Annotated in this window: 13 protein-coding genes; 5 read left to right on the forward strand and 8 right to left on the reverse strand. The window is 65.4% G+C overall.

All coding sequences use genetic code 11. The features are described 5' to 3' along the window. Positions 1-225: 225 nt before the first annotated feature. The 8 genes from HZF03_RS16560 to HZF03_RS16595 all read right to left on the reverse strand — a co-directional run bounded on the left by HZF03_RS16560 (position 226) and on the right by HZF03_RS16595 (position 9,831). The gene (locus HZF03_RS16560) at positions 226-978 is read right to left on the reverse strand and encodes an ABC transporter ATP-binding protein (protein ID WP_119019780.1); all 753 of its coding nucleotides are present in this window, start codon (positions 976-978) and stop codon (positions 226-228) included. Further along, the gene (locus tag HZF03_RS16565; protein WP_011158836.1) at positions 975-1,745 is read right to left on the reverse strand and encodes an ABC transporter ATP-binding protein; all 771 of its coding nucleotides are present in this window, start codon (positions 1,743-1,745) and stop codon (positions 975-977) included. The genes HZF03_RS16560 and HZF03_RS16565 overlap by 4 nt, the downstream gene beginning before the upstream one ends. Beyond that, a complete protein-coding gene (locus HZF03_RS16570) occupies positions 1,742-2,965 on the reverse strand; it encodes a branched-chain amino acid ABC transporter permease (protein WP_011158837.1) in 1,224 nt (407 codons plus the stop codon). Before HZF03_RS16570 ends, HZF03_RS16565 begins: the two co-directional genes overlap by 4 nt. A gap of 4 nt (positions 2,966-2,969) precedes the next feature. Next, the gene (locus HZF03_RS16575; protein ID WP_011158838.1) at positions 2,970-3,977 is read right to left on the reverse strand and encodes a branched-chain amino acid ABC transporter permease; all 1,008 of its coding nucleotides are present in this window, start codon (positions 3,975-3,977) and stop codon (positions 2,970-2,972) included. A gap of 246 nt (positions 3,978-4,223) precedes the next feature. After that, positions 4,224-5,576, reverse strand: coding sequence for a substrate-binding protein (locus HZF03_RS16580; RefSeq protein WP_011158839.1), 1,353 nt, complete (start codon positions 5,574-5,576; stop codon positions 4,224-4,226). 449 nt (positions 5,577-6,025) lie between these two features. Then, positions 6,026-7,411, reverse strand: coding sequence for an alpha/beta hydrolase family protein (locus tag HZF03_RS16585; RefSeq protein ID WP_119019781.1), 1,386 nt, complete (start codon positions 7,409-7,411; stop codon positions 6,026-6,028). Positions 7,412-7,574: 163 nt separating this feature from the next. Next, positions 7,575-9,131 (reverse strand): acyl-CoA synthetase, encoded by a 1,557-nt coding sequence (locus tag HZF03_RS16590; RefSeq protein ID WP_119019782.1) that lies wholly within the window; start codon positions 9,129-9,131, stop codon positions 7,575-7,577. Further along, positions 9,049-9,831: a TetR/AcrR family transcriptional regulator gene (locus HZF03_RS16595; protein ID WP_119019783.1), complete on the reverse strand. Its 783-nt coding sequence runs from the start codon at positions 9,829-9,831 to the stop codon at positions 9,049-9,051. Before HZF03_RS16595 ends, HZF03_RS16590 begins: the two co-directional genes overlap by 83 nt. 126 nt (positions 9,832-9,957) lie before the next feature. Here HZF03_RS16595 and HZF03_RS16600 point away from each other — a divergent pair, with 126 nt between their 5' ends. Genes HZF03_RS16600 through HZF03_RS16620 form a run of 5 tightly spaced genes read left to right on the forward strand, consistent with a single transcriptional unit; the run spans position 9,958 to position 13,663 of the window. After that, positions 9,958-11,142 carry a lipid-transfer protein gene (locus HZF03_RS16600; RefSeq protein ID WP_119019784.1) on the forward strand — a complete coding sequence of 395 codons (1,185 nt, stop codon included), beginning with the start codon at positions 9,958-9,960 and terminating at the stop codon, positions 11,140-11,142. A 10-nt stretch (positions 11,143-11,152) separates the two neighbouring features. Then, positions 11,153-11,599: a MaoC family dehydratase N-terminal domain-containing protein gene (locus HZF03_RS16605; protein ID WP_119019785.1), complete on the forward strand. Its 447-nt coding sequence runs from the start codon at positions 11,153-11,155 to the stop codon at positions 11,597-11,599. Continuing rightward, positions 11,596-12,021 carry a MaoC family dehydratase gene (locus tag HZF03_RS16610; RefSeq protein ID WP_119019786.1) on the forward strand — a complete coding sequence of 142 codons (426 nt, stop codon included), beginning with the start codon at positions 11,596-11,598 and terminating at the stop codon, positions 12,019-12,021. Before HZF03_RS16605 ends, HZF03_RS16610 begins: the two co-directional genes overlap by 4 nt. Positions 12,022-12,044: 23 nt before the next feature. Then, positions 12,045-12,872 (forward strand): SDR family NAD(P)-dependent oxidoreductase, encoded by an 828-nt coding sequence (locus HZF03_RS16615; RefSeq protein ID WP_119019787.1) that lies wholly within the window; start codon positions 12,045-12,047, stop codon positions 12,870-12,872. Between the two features lie 14 nt (positions 12,873-12,886). Then, complete coding sequence (locus HZF03_RS16620; RefSeq protein WP_119019788.1) at positions 12,887-13,663, forward strand: enoyl-CoA hydratase-related protein; 777 nt, start codon at positions 12,887-12,889, stop codon at positions 13,661-13,663. Positions 13,664-13,730 lie beyond the last annotated feature (67 nt).

Raw genomic sequence — 13,730 nt, forward strand, 5'->3', positions numbered from 1 at the left:
TGCGGTCGCATTCGCCCGGCCTATCGCGGGGAGAAAGCGGCCAAAGCTGCTAGGGCCCATGTGCTCTTCGTTGGATGAGAAGGAAGGCTCGCGCGCAAAGGCTCGACCCGGCCGGACCCGTACGCCCGCACCTGTGATCGAGTCAACACTGTTTGTGGTCGGTCACGCCGCCGTGTGCAGGCCGGCGGGGCCCGCTGCCCCGGCCGGCCCAGTTAACTTGGCGCCTCAGATCGCCAGATAGCGATGGCGCAGTTCTTCGCTGTCGAGGACGTGCTTGGCGCTGCCGTCGAACGCCACTTCGCCGGTGTCGAGAATGACGGCGCGGTCGGACAATTCCAGCGCCGCCACGGCGTTCTGCTCGACGATGATGGTGGTGATGCCGGCGGAGCGGACTTCGCGGAGCGCCTTGGCGATGTCGTGGCGGACTACCGGTGCCAGGCCTTCGTACGGCTCGTCAAGCAGCAGCAGCTTGAGATCACGGGCCAGCGCGCGGGCGATCGCCAGCATCTGCTGCTCGCCGCCGGACATCGTCACGCCTTCCTGCTTGCGCCGCTCGGCAAGCCGCGGGAACAGCTCGTAGATCCGCTCGAACGACCAGCCGACACTGCCGGAGATCACCGCGAGCTCCAGGTTCTGCTCCACCGTCATGCCCGGGATGATGCGGCGATCTTCCTGCACCAGCTGGATGCCGGCCTGAGCGGCGACGTAGTTCGGCTTGCCGTGCAGCTTGACGCCGTCGAGGATCACCTCGCCCGAGACAAGCTCCGGCGTCGAGGCGCGCGCGATCGAGCGCAGCGTCGAGGTCTTGCCGGCACCGTTGCGGCCGAGCAGCGCCAGGATCTCGCCCTTGTTCAGCGAGAACGAGACGTTCTGCACGATGTAGCTGTCGCCGTAATAAGCGTTGAGATTGCGGCAGCAGAAATACGGCGTCTCGCCCGGATGGGCAGCGTGCGGCCGTTCGGCGGTCATCGTCGTCATACTTGCTCCTCGCCGAGATAGGCTTCGATCACTTTCGGGTTGCCCTTGATCTCGTCGGGCACGCCCTGCGCGATGACGCGGCCGCCGGCCAGCACGGTGATGCGATCGGCGAGCGAGAACACCACGTGCATGTCGTGCTCGATGATCACGATGGTCATGCCCGACTGCTTGATCTGCCGCAGGATCTCGATGGTGGCGTTGGTATCGGCGCGGGCCATGCCGGCGGTCGGCTCGTCCAGCAGCAAGAGCTTCGGCTTCTGCACCAGGCCCATCACCAGTTCGAGCCGACGCTTGTCGCCGCGCGAGAGCGCGCCAGCCAGATGATACAGATGCCCGCCGAGCCCGCGCTCGCGCAGTGCCTGCACGGCACGCTGGCCAATGTCGCCCTGCTCGTCGAACCGCGACACCAGCTTGAGCCGGAACGCGCCGTCCTGATGCGACAGCATCGCCATCATGACATTTTCCAGCACGGTCAGATCGCCGAAGATCTCCGGCGTCTGGAACACGCGCGCCACGCCGAGCTGGTTGATCTCGTAGGGCTTCAGCCCGGTGAGCTCGGTGCCGTGGAACATCACCTTGCCTTGCGTCGGCGGCAGCACGCCGACGCAGACGTTGAGCAGCGTCGACTTGCCGGCGCCGTTGGGACCGATGATCGCGTGGGTCTCGCCCTCGCGAATGTCGAGATGCACGTCGGCCAGCGCGTGCAGACCCGCGAACGTCTTGTGGACGTGATCGATGTGCAGAACGATGTCGCTGTTGACGTTCATGGCGCGGTGGCTCTCGCTTTCTTCTCGGCGGCCTTCTTCTCGATCTCGGCGGTGCGGTCGTGCGCCGGCATCTCCTCGATCACCATTTCGCCGAGACCGTCACGCTGCGGCGAGTCGCCGAGCGATTTGACCTTCGGGGTGTGCTTGAGGCCGATCAACCGGTTGATGCCTTCCATCACGCCACCGGGCAGGAAGATCACCACCGCCATGAACAGCAGGCCGAGGGTGAGCTGCCAGCCTTCGCCGACGAACAGGCCCAGCGTCTTGACCACCGGCTCGCGCAGCCCGTCGGGCACGAAGGTGAACATCGCCTTGAGCTGGGCCTCGTTGTAGGCCGAGAAGATGTTCTCGAAGTACTTGATGATGCCGGTGCCGAGCACCGGGCCGAGCAGCGTGCCAGCGCCGCCGAGGATGGTCATCAGCACCACCTCGCCCGACGCGGTCCACTGCATGCGCTCGGCGCCCGCCAAAGGATCAGTGGCAGCCAGCAACGCACCGGCGAGACCGGCGAACATGCCTGAGATCACGAAGGCGGACAGAAGATACGGCCGGGTCGAGTAGCCGGTGTAGCCCATCCGGTTCTGGTTGGACTTGATGGCACGCAGCGTCATGCCGAACGGCGAGCGGAAGATCGCGATCGACAGGCCGAACGCCGCCACCAGCACCGCGCCGCAAATGTAGAACCCGGTCCAGCCGGTGATCTGCATCCCGAACAGCGACGGCGTCGGCGAGACGTAGCCGATCGCGGCGTCGAGATAGCGCGGATCCTGGCGCAGCACGCGCAGGCCGGTCTCGCCGTTGGTGATCGGCGTCAGCACCGAATACGCCATGTTGTAGCACATCTGCGCGAACGCCAGCGTCAGGATCGAGAAGTAGATGCCGGAGCGGCGCAAGCTGACGAAGCCGATCGCCAGTGCCAGCAAGCCGGCCAGCACCACCGACATCGCCACCGCGGGCAACAGATCCATCGACAGCAGCTTGAACGACCACACCGCGGCGTAGGAGCCGACGCCGAGGAACGCGGCATGGCCGAACGACAGGTAGCCGGTGAGACCGAACAGGATGTTGAAGCCGATCGCGAAGATGCCGTAGATCGCGAACTTCTGCAGCAGATCCGGATAGCCGGCACCGATCGGGGTGAAGATGATCGGCCCCAGCGCCACCACGATGGCGAAGCCGATCAGTAGCGCGATATCGGCGAGTTTGGAGGTGTGCTTCATCGGATCAGCTCTCCATCACGCCCTTGCGTCCCAGCAAACCGCGCGGACGCACCAACAACACCACCACGGCGACCAGATAGATGATGATCTGATCGATGCCCGGCAGCAGGCCTTTGATCTCGTTCATCGAAGCGAACGACTGCAGGATGCCGAGCAGGAAGCCGGCCAGCACCGCGCCCGGCAGCGAGCCCATGCCGCCGACCACAACGACGACAAACGACAGCACCAGGAAGTCCATGCCCATGTGGTAATCGGGCGGCACGATCGGCGTGTACATCACGCCGGCCAGGCCCGCGACGATCGCCGCGAGGCCGAACACGATGGTGAAGCGCCGCTCGATATTGATGCCGAGCAGGCCGACCGTTTCCCGGTCCTGCATGCCGGCGCGCACCACCATGCCGAAGGTGGTGAGCTGGAGGAACGCAAATACCGAGCCGATCACCACCAGCGAGAAGCATAGATAGACGATGCGCCAGTATGGATAAACGATCGCCTCGGTGATCTGCAGCGAGCCGGAGAACAACGCTGGCGCCGACTGCGCGATCGGGTTGGCGCCGAAGAAGTGCTTGACGATCTCCTGCAGCACGATGGCGAGGCCGAAAGTGACCAGGATCTGGTCGGCATGCGGGCGCTTGTAGAAGAACCGGATCAGGCCGCGCTCGATCAGGATGCCGATCAGCAGCATCACCGGAATGGCGAGCAGGATCGAGACCGGCACCGAGTAATCGATCAGCACCTTGCCCCAATCGCCCAGCATCGCCTGGACATACGGCGTCTTGACCTCCAGCGGCGAGCCCCACGGCGTCGTCCGCGTCGGATCGATCTTGACGATCTCCAACGTCAGAAACTTGTTGAACACCACGGCGCAGAACGCGCCGAGCATGAACAGCGCGCCGTGGGCGAAGTTCACCACGCCGAGCGTGCCGAAGGCCAAGGTCAGCCCGAGCGCGATCAGCGCATAGGCCCCTCCTTTGTCGAGGCCGTTCAGGATCTGCAGAACGATCGCGTCCATGCGTGCTCAATCTCCCCCTGTGTCCGCGGCACCAAGGCGCGCGTCCATCGAAATTCCCCGGCGACCGACACCGGCCGGCGGGCCAATACGAACTTTGCAGTCACTGTCGCCCCGACCATCGGTCGCAGGCGGTACGCGAATTATTGCTGCTCAAGAGACACGTGGCGGTCGGCTGCGCCCCACGGCTCAGCCGACCGGTCACGATTGTGCTCGCCGGGCCGCAGCGCGCAGCCCGGCTGGATCAGATCAGCCGCACGCCTTGGCGTCCTTGGAGCCGAGTTCGCCGCCGAAGATGCTCGGATCGTAGGTGACCTGCGACGCCGGCACGATCTTCTTGACTTCGAGCAGATCGAACTTGTCCTTCGGCTTTTCCTTGCCCTGCACCACCAGCACGTCCTTGAAGCACTGATGGTCGGCGGCGCGATACAGCGTCTTGCCGTTGCCGAGACCGTCGAACTCGAAGCCTTCGAGGGCCGCGATCACCTTCGACGGATTGAAGGTGCCGGCACGCTCAACGGCATCTGCATACAGGATAGCCTGGACGTAGCAGGTCTGCGCGGCCTGCGACGGCGGAGTGCCGTAGGCGGCGCCGAACGACTTGGTGAAGGCGCTGGTGGCGGCGTCTTCGAGCTTCCAGTCCCAGTTCGCGGTGCCGTAGATGCCCTTGATCGCATCGCCGGCGCCCTGCGCCATCAGCTCGGAGAACAGCGGCACCACGATCTCGAACTTCTTGCCGTTCGCCATCTTGTCGCGCAGGCCGAACTGCACCGCCTGGGTCAAGGAGTTGATCATGTCCTTGCCGTAGTGATTCAGGATCAGCACGTCGGCGCCGGAGTTCAGCACCGGGGTGATGTACTGCGAGAAGTCGGCGGCGCCGAGCGGCGTGCGGACCGCCTTGACGGTCTTCCAGCCCTGCTTCTCGGTGGCGTCCTTCATCGACTCTTCCTGGGTCCAGCCCCAGGTGTAGTCGGCGGTCAGGTGATACGCCGCACGATCCTTGCCATAGGCTTCGGCGAGCACCGGGCCGAGCGCGACGCCCGACATGTAGGCGTTGAAGAAGTGGCGGAAGCCGTAGGCGCGCTTGTCCTTGCCGGTGGTGTCGTTGGAGTGGGTCAGGCCGGCCATGAAGATCACGCCGACGTCCTGGCACAGTGACTGCACCGCGACCGCTTCGGCCGACGACGAGCCGCCGGTGATCATGATCGCGCCGTCCTTTTCGATCATGCGCTTGGCTGTGGCGCGCGCCTGATCGGCCTTGGTCTGGGTATCACCGGAGACGAAGGTAACCTTCTTGCCGAGCACGCCATTGCCCTTGAGCGCCAGCGGCTTCATGGTCTTCAGCATGCCGCCGTCGCCCTCACCGTTGAGGTGCTTGACCGCGAGCTGATAGGCCTTGAGTTCATCCATGCCTTCGTCGGCATAGGCGCCGGACTGCGGAACGTTGAAGCCGAAAACGACTTCCTTGCCCTTCGGGATGTTGCAGAAATCGTCGGCCCAGGCGTCGCGGATGAAAAAGCTCGGCGTCGCGAGGGCGGCAGCACCGGCCAGGCCGGTCTTGAGCGCAGTTCTGCGGTCGATGATAAATTTCTTGTCGGCCATGGGGCGTCTCTCCTCGGGTTCCTCAGGAAATCTTCTTGTTAGTCTCGGGTCGCGTCGCGCTTGCGCGCTGATCGATGCCCGGGCTGCTCTTGGTGGCAGCGGAGCCGAAGTCTTGGAGAGCGGGTCCAATAGGGTCAACCGCTCCTTTTGTCTAAGGAGCGTCAGTCAGTTTGCAGCGAAGGTAATTGCTCGTCCGGTTGACAGAACTAATCGTCATCTTATCGTGACAACTGGTCACAGTAACTATTGTGCATATTGATCAGAAAGCCTCGACGGATCAGTCACTGCTGCGTTGTCACAACTGTCACATATCGCGCCGCACAAATAACAACTCGTACATCTCCGCATCCGCGCCGATCAATTATGTGACGTTTGGTCGCTCAAGCGAGCGTTCGCACCCGCGACATCATGTCCGATGCCGCACAATTCTGTGTGTGTGTGTGGATCGTTTAGAATTTGCCAAACCAACTCGGCACATTCTCCGCACCACCGAGACTGGCGGCATCGCCATACAGCGCAGCGAGAAACGTCGCGCGATGGCTGGCTCTGGCGGTCGGGATCCCCATCGCCTGGTGACCGCCGGCCGACAGCGCACGATACACCATCGCTGGATGCAGCGCTTCGTCGGCGAGGCCATAGTGAAACCGGATCGGCGAATCGTAGCGCCAATACGAAGCCCGATTGGCTGCGAGGTGACGCAGGAAGGCGCTGTTGCGATCGTCGGTGGCGCGCTCGAAGAAGCCCGGCACCAACAGGTCGGAGCCGGTCGGGAACGGCTGCTGCGGATCGGCCACGACCTTGTAGTCACCCCAGTATTTGCGGGCCATCGCCCGGTATTCGGGGCGGATGGCGCTGTCGAGCAGACCGCTGAGGCGATAGTTCAGCTCGCAACTGCCGAGCGCGACAATCATGCACAGCGAGATCCAGTTCGGCAGTGCCGGATAGGACGTCATGCCGGCCGGCAGCGCGAAGCTCTGCGCGCCGGCCCAGTAGCTCCAGGCCTCATTCAGATCATTGAACGGGCTGTCGACCGCGGTCGCGGCGATCGGCCGCGACCGGCGGCGCAGCGCCTGATGAAGCCACTGGGTATTGAGCGCGCCCTGCGACCAGCCGTGCAGGAAGAGTTTGGAAGGCCTGAGGCCGAGCGACTTCATCGCCACCTCGCCCGCCGCCAGCATGTCGAGACAGGTCTGGACGCTGACGTCTTTGACCACATAGCTCTCGCCCCGCCCGTTGCGGAACGGGCCCTTGCCGACATAGTCGGCGGCGATCACCGCATAGCCTCGCGCCGCGAACCGCTGCACGTTGAACAGCGTCTCCAGCGAATCCGTCGCATCGCTGAGCTGGTACGCTGGATCGGCGAGCTTGGTCAGGTTGGACGGCACCTGATCGAACGACAGGATGGTGCCGTGCTGCCACGAGAGCAGCGGCAGCTCGCCGGTCTTGCCGGCCGGCACGGCCAACAGGCCGCTGACCGTCAGCCGTTCGCCGGTCTCCGGGACGCGGGTCGTAGTCACAATCCGGTGCAGATCGACATCCACCTGGGCGCCGGCGGTCGCTGCATCGAACGCCGGCAGGATTGCCGGCGCGTTGAACAGCGGGAACGCCTTGGCGACCTCGGCGTCGAGCCGCGCCGCACTGACCCGCGCCGACCGGTCGATCCCGGATCGCAACGACGGCCGCCGCACGGCCGCCGATGCAGGGCTTAGGCCAAGAGCAGCGGCGCCAGCGGTGGCCGCGGCACCGAACAGCAGAGCCCGACGCTGCCAGTCGATCCCGCCGGAGGCTGCCTGTAGTTGCGCCGGAACGGACTGGTCATTCAAAGGCAGCGGCATGCGAAGGGCCTCCGATCTCGAGCAAGGACGAATCGACGATCGGGCCAGTGTAGCGCGCGCCGATGACCGGGCATGAAGAGCGCAAAGAAAACGCCGCGCAGGAAAACGCCTCGATAAGGCGATCCCGCGCGGCGCTGATGATGTGTGGCAGCCCGCCGGCGCGTCAGCTGACGCGACGTTCGCGGCTCTCCCAATACGGCTGGCGCAGTTCGCGCTTGAGGATCTTGCCGGCGCCGGACAGCGGCAGCGGCGTCTCGGTGATCTCGACACTGCGCGGGCACTTGTAGCCGGCGATCAACGCCTTGCAGTGGGCGATCAGCTCCTCCGCCGTCACGGTGGCACCGGCCTTGGTGACGACGACGGCGTGAACCTGCTCGCCCCACGCCTCGTGCGGAATACCGATGACCGCGCATTGCGCCACCGCCGGATGCTGCGCCACCGCGTTCTCGACCTCGACCGAGTACACGTTCTCACCGCCGGAGATGATCATATCCTTGACCCGGTCGACGACGTAGACGAAGCCGTGCTCGTCCATGTAGCCGCCGTCGCCGGTATGCATCCAGCCGCCGGCGAGCGCCCGCGCTGTCTCCTCCGGCCGTTCCCAATAGCCCATCATCACGTTGTCGCCGCGCACGCAGATCTCGCCGACGGTCCCATAAGGAACCGTACGATCCTCGGCATCGACGATCCGTACTTCGCAGCCCAGCGTGGCGCGGCCGGCGGCGCGCTGGCGGCCCTTGGCCTTGCCCTCGCCGATGTGCTCCTTCCAGTGCAGCAGCGTGGCAATCGGCGACAGCTCGGTCATGCCGTAGGCCTGGGTGAACTGCACGTTGGGCAGCGCCGCGGACGCGCGGGCCAGCACCGCCTCGCTGATCGGCGACGCGCCATAGACGATGTTCTTCAGCGACGACAGGTCGTAATTCTTCAGCGCCGGATGATCGACGAACATCTGGATCATGGTCGGCACCAGCAGCACGTCGGTGACCCGATCGTTCTGCATCGCCTGCATCACGCCCTCCGGCGTGAACGACGGGATCATCACGTTGGAGCCGCCCGACAGCAGCAGCGAATACATCGCGGCGCCATTGGCGAGGTGGAACATCGGCGCGGCGTGCAGATAGACAGACGTGCCGGGAAACAGCCCTTCGCCCAACGCGTTGAGTGCATTCGCCATTAGATTCCCGTGGCTCAGCATCACGCCCTTGGAGCGGCCGGTGGTGCCACCGGTGTAGAAGATCCCGGCGAGGTCTTCGGCCTTGCGCATCGCATCCGGGATCGGCGCGTGAGTGGCGATCAGATCCTCGTAGCTCTGCATCCCGGGCGGCACGTCACCGTCGTCGGCATAGATAAGCGCCATCGACGGCATCGCCTGCGCCAGCGCGGCGCCGGTCGCGGCAAAGGCCTTGTCGACCACCAGCGCCACCGCGCGGCAGTCCTTGAGCGCGTCTTCGTTCTCCAGCGCGCTCCAGCGGATGTTGAGCGGCACGATCACGCCGCCGCACCAACCGGCGGCGAGATACATTTCCAGATAGCGGTCCGAATTCAGCGACAGGATCGCGACGCGCTCGCCCTCGCCGACGCCACTGGCGCGCAGGCCGGCAGCGAGCCGCGCGACGCGGTCGCCGACATCGCGCCAGTTACGCCGGCGGCCGGCGCAGACGGTGGCCAGCCCTTCCGGGTTGATCTGCAGCGCGCGCCGCAGGCCGTGGGTGATGTTCATGGTGTCCTCCCTTGGGTCGTTTCCTGTTGTTGTTGCCGTCGGGCACCTGAAGGGTGCTCTTCTTTTTGGTTGATCGGATGGCGAGCCCCTCTGTGAGGCGCATCGCGAATTCCTCGGCGATCGTCTCCGGCGATAGCGCGCCGTCGCGCTGATACCAGTGGCCGATCCAGTTCAGCGACCCGGCGATCGCGAACGCGGTGAGCTTCGGATCGCACGGCTTGATCGATCCGTCGGCGACACCCTCCGCGATGAAGCGCCGAAACGTCTGGTCGATGCCGCGCTTGGCGGCGCGCACCGTCTTCTCGTTGTCCGGCGACAGGTCGCGCGGATTGAACCGTACCATGCTGGCACCGAATTCCGTGGCCATCGTTGCGGCATAGGCACGCACCAGCGCGCGCAGCTTGCCGAGCCCGTCGTCGCCCGAGCGGTTGATGCCCGCAATGATCTCGTCGACCTGCTCCTGGCCGAGCGCCCAGCACTCGAACAGAATCTCCTCCTTGCTGCGAAAATAGTTGTACAGCGCCGGCTTGGTGATGTTCAGCCGCTCCGCCACTTCGTTGAGCGTGGCGCGATGATAGCCCTGTTCGAGAAACAGATGCACCGCCGTCCGCAGCACCGCCTCGCGCTTTTCGTCGCGGGCGCGGCGGCGGCTCTCGAACGGCATCCAGGGCGATTGATCGTCGGCGGCGTGTCCGCTCATCACAAATTCCGTAGGCAGCAATTTAGCAAGTAACTGATCCGGCGCCAATCGATTGACTCGCCAGCAGCTCGCATATATTACTCATGGGTAATAAAAAGTCCAATGGGTAAGTTTAGGGAGGAAACGATGGCGTCACCCGTCCACGTCGCCGGCGTCGGCATGATCCCGTTCGTCAAGCCGGGCGCGAACGAACCGTATCACCTAATGGGCGCCGAAGCGGCGCGGCTGGCCTTGCGCGACGCCGGCCTCGGCTACGATGCAATCCAGCAGGCCTTCGTCGGTTACGTCTATGGCGACTCCACCTGCGGGCAGCGCGCGCTGTATCAGGTCGGCATGACCGGAATCCCGATCGTCAACGTCAACAACAACTGCTCGACAGGCTCGACCGCGCTGTATCTGGCGCGGCAGGCGATCGCCTCCGGCGCCGCCGACTGCGTGCTGGCGCTCGGCTTTGAGCAAATGAAGCCCGGCGCACTCGGCTCGGTGTTCGTCGATCGCCCCAGCGCGTTCGAGGATTTCGATGCCGCCGCCGATCAGTTGATCGATGCACCCGGCGTACCGCTGGCACTGCGCTACTTCGGCGGCGCCGGCCTCAGCCACATGCAGAAATACGGCACGCCGCTGTCGTCCTTCGCCAAGGTGCGCGCCAAGGCGAGCCGCCACGCGGCGAAGAATCCGCTGGCACTGTTCCGCAAGGAGGTCTCGGCCGACGACGTGCTCAACGACCAGGTGATCTGGCCGGGCGTGATGACCCGACTGATGGCCTGTCCCCCCACCTGCGGCGGCGCCGCGGCGGTGCTGGTGTCCGAAGCATTCGCCAGGAAGCACGGCCTCAACACCGACGTCCGCATCGCCGCGCAAGCGATGACCACGGACACGCCGTCGACCTTCGAAGCGCACGACATGATGCGGGTGGTCGGCTACGACATGGCGCGTGCCGCGGCGACCAAAGTGTACGAAGACGCCGGCGTCGGACCGGATGATATCGATGTCGTCGAGCTGCACGACTGCTTCGCCCATAACGAGCTGATCACCTACGAGGCGCTCGGTCTTTGCCCGGAGGGCGGTGCCGAGAAGTTCATCGCCGACGGCGACAACACCTATGGCGGCAAGTTCGTCACCAATCCATCGGGCGGGCTGCTGTCGAAGGGCCACCCGCTCGGCGCCACCGGCCTCGCGCAGTGCTACGAGCTGACCCGTCAGCTCCGCGGCACCGCGGAGGCGACCCAGGTGGGCGGCGCCAAGCGCGCGCTGCAGCACAATCTCGGTCTCGGCGGCGCCTGCGTGGTGACGTTATACGAGCGCACGTGAGGCTGACGCAATGGTCGATCAATCCGCTGTTGGTCGCCGGTTCTCGCCGGTGACCGCCCATGTCGAAGCCGGCCGGCTGCGCTACTTCCTCGACACCCTCGGCGAGACCAACCCGGTGTATCGCGATGCCGCCGCGGCCAAGGCCGAAGGCTTCGCGGCCCCGCCGATCCCGCCGACCTATCTGTTTTGTCTGGAAATGCTCGACAACGAAAAACCGTTCGAGTTTCTCACCGCGCTCGAGATCGATCTCGGCCGAGTACTGCACGGCGAACAGAGCTTCACCTACCACGCCCCGGTGATGGTCGGCGACACGCTGACCTTCAGCCCGCAGGTCACCAGCGTCACTGACAAGAAGGGTGGCGCGATGACGCTGATCGGCGTCGCAACCACCGTCACCAATCAGCACGGCGTCCACGTCGCCGATACGACGCGGACCATCGTGGTGCGCAACGGATGACCGGCACGATGGACATCACCACCTCCCCCGCGGTCGGCGACCGCATCGTCCACAAGCGCTTCCCCGCGATCAATCGCCACCGTCTGGCGCTGTATTGCGGCGCCTCCGGCGATCACAATCCGATCCATGTCGATATCGACTTCGCCAAAGCGTCGGGTTTTCCCGACGTGTTCACCCACGGCATGCTGGTGATGGGCTATCTCGGCCAGGCGCTGAGCGACGCGGTGGCGCCGGGGCGTATCCGCAGCTTTTCGACGCGGTTCGCCGCGATCACCCAGCTCGGCGCCGAGATCACCTGCGAAGGCCAGATCGCCGAGCTGATCGAAGCCGGCGGCGAACGCCGCGCCCGGCTCGCCCTCACCGCCCGCGATCAGACCGGCGAGATCAAACTCGCCGGTGAAGCGATCGTCGCCCTGTCATAACAACAAGCATTCGAGGAAACCTCATGGGCAAACTGCAAGGCAAGGTGGCGCTGGTCACCGGATCGGGCCGCGGCATCGGTCGCGCCATCGCGCTGAAGCTCGCGTCCGAAGGCGCGCGCGTCGTCGTCAACGATCTCGACGCCGAGCCTGGCGACGCGGTCGCCGCCGAGATCAAGGCGATGGGCAGCGACGCGATTGCGATCAACGGCAGCGTTTCGGAAGCCGGCTTCGCCAACCGTTTCGTCGGCGCCGCGGTGGAGAAATTCGGCGGCCTCGACATCATCGTGAACAACGCCGGCTACACCTGGGACTCGACGATCCAGAAGATGACAGACGAGCAGTTCCAGGCGATGCTCGACGTGCATCTGGTTGCGCCGTTCCGTATCCTGCGCGCCGCCGCCGAGCCGATCCGGATCTTCGCCAAGAAGGAAGCCGAGGCCGGCCAGGAAGTGTTCCGGAAAGTCGTCAACATCTCGTCGATCGCCGGGCTCTACGGCAATGCCGGCCAGGCCAGCTACTCGTCGGCGAAAGCCTCGCTGGTCGGGCTGACGCGCACGCTGTGCAAGGAATGGGGGCGCTACAAGGTCAACGTCAATTGCGTCGCGTTCGGCCTGATCAACACCCGCCTCACCCAGCCGATCGAAGCGCAGCAGAAGACCATCGACGTCGCCGGCCGCGACATCAAGGTCGGGGTGCAACCGCAGATGCTGGAAGCGATGGCGCGGATGATCCCGCTCGGGCGCGGCGGCACGCCGGAGGAAGCCGCCGACGCGGTGTATCTGTTCTGCAGCCCGGAATCCAACTACGTCAGCGGCCAGGTGCTGGTCTGCGGCGGCGGCCTGATCCTGTAAGCGGGTATGCGGCGATGCCCCTGGTTCTGTCGGAGCGGCGCGGCGCCGTCACAGTGCTGACACTGAACAACCCGGCGCAATACAACGCGATGCGCCGCGGCCTGCTCGGCGATCTCGGCACCGCATTGAACGCGGCGCTCGCCGATGACGCAGTCCGCGCCATCCTGCTCACCGGTGCCGGCAAGGGCTTCTGCGCCGGTGCGGCGCTCGGCAGCGAGACCTTCGATGCCGGCGCCGACGTCGCGCCGTGGATGCGCGCCGAACTCAGCCCGGTGCTTGAGGCGATGCGCGGCGCCGCGAAGCCGATCGTCGTCGCGGTCAACGGCCCCGCGGCCGGCGCCGGCGTCGGGCTGGCGCTGGCCGGCGACATCGTGCTGGCGGCACGCTCGGCGAAGTTCGTGCTCAGCTTCGTCAAGCTCGGCGCCGCGCTCGATGCCGGCACCTCGCTGTTCGTGCAGCGCGCGATCGGCGTCGCCCGCGCCCGCGCGCTGGCGCTGCTCGGCCGGCCGCTGTCCGCCGAACAGGCCGAGCAATCCGGCCTGATCTTCCAGGCCGTCGACGACGATCGCCTGATGGACGAAGCGATGGCGATCGCCGAGCAACTCGCGGCCGGCCCGCCGATCGGCATCGGCGTGATCAAGCGCCAAATCGAAGCGGCATGGAGCGCCCCGCTCGCGCAGGTGCTGGACGACGAAGCCGAGCAACAAGGCCGTGCCTTCGTCACCGCAGACCTGCGCGAAGGCGCCGCCGCCTTCGTCGAGAAACGCGCGCCGAGTTTCAACGGGCGCTGACGTAGCGGTGCCGAGGCTGTAGCGGGTCAGCAACCGGAGTGCTGGTCGTCGCTAGTGCCCCTCCGTT

The organism is Rhodopseudomonas palustris, assembly GCF_013415845.1.
GTDB lineage: Bacteria > Pseudomonadota > Alphaproteobacteria > Rhizobiales > Xanthobacteraceae > Rhodopseudomonas > Rhodopseudomonas palustris_F.

What these genes read in the sequence shown, in the direction of transcription:
- HZF03_RS16560 (WP_119019780.1), bottom strand. Translation starts at nt 978, where the DNA reads ATGACGACGATGACCGCCGAACGGCCGCACGCTGCCCATCCGGGCGAG.
- HZF03_RS16565 (WP_011158836.1), bottom strand. Translation starts at nt 1,745, where the DNA reads ATGAACGTCAACAGCGACATCGTTCTGCACATCGATCACGTCCACAAG.
- HZF03_RS16570 (WP_011158837.1), bottom strand. Translation starts at nt 2,965, where the DNA reads ATGAAGCACACCTCCAAACTCGCCGATATCGCGCTACTGATCGGCTTC.
- HZF03_RS16575 (WP_011158838.1), bottom strand. Translation starts at nt 3,977, where the DNA reads ATGGACGCGATCGTTCTGCAGATCCTGAACGGCCTCGACAAAGGAGGG.
- HZF03_RS16580 (WP_011158839.1), bottom strand. Translation starts at nt 5,576, where the DNA reads ATGGCCGACAAGAAATTTATCATCGACCGCAGAACTGCGCTCAAGACC.
- HZF03_RS16585 (WP_119019781.1), bottom strand. Translation starts at nt 7,411, where the DNA reads ATGCCGCTGCCTTTGAATGACCAGTCCGTTCCGGCGCAACTACAGGCA.
- HZF03_RS16590 (WP_119019782.1), bottom strand. Translation starts at nt 9,131, where the DNA reads ATGAACATCACCCACGGCCTGCGGCGCGCGCTGCAGATCAACCCGGAA.
- HZF03_RS16595 (WP_119019783.1), bottom strand. Translation starts at nt 9,831, where the DNA reads ATGAGCGGACACGCCGCCGACGATCAATCGCCCTGGATGCCGTTCGAG.
- HZF03_RS16600 (WP_119019784.1), top strand. Translation starts at nt 9,958, where the DNA reads ATGGCGTCACCCGTCCACGTCGCCGGCGTCGGCATGATCCCGTTCGTC.
- HZF03_RS16605 (WP_119019785.1), top strand. Translation starts at nt 11,153, where the DNA reads ATGGTCGATCAATCCGCTGTTGGTCGCCGGTTCTCGCCGGTGACCGCC.
- HZF03_RS16610 (WP_119019786.1), top strand. Translation starts at nt 11,596, where the DNA reads ATGACCGGCACGATGGACATCACCACCTCCCCCGCGGTCGGCGACCGC.
- HZF03_RS16615 (WP_119019787.1), top strand. Translation starts at nt 12,045, where the DNA reads ATGGGCAAACTGCAAGGCAAGGTGGCGCTGGTCACCGGATCGGGCCGC.
- HZF03_RS16620 (WP_119019788.1), top strand. Translation starts at nt 12,887, where the DNA reads ATGCCCCTGGTTCTGTCGGAGCGGCGCGGCGCCGTCACAGTGCTGACA.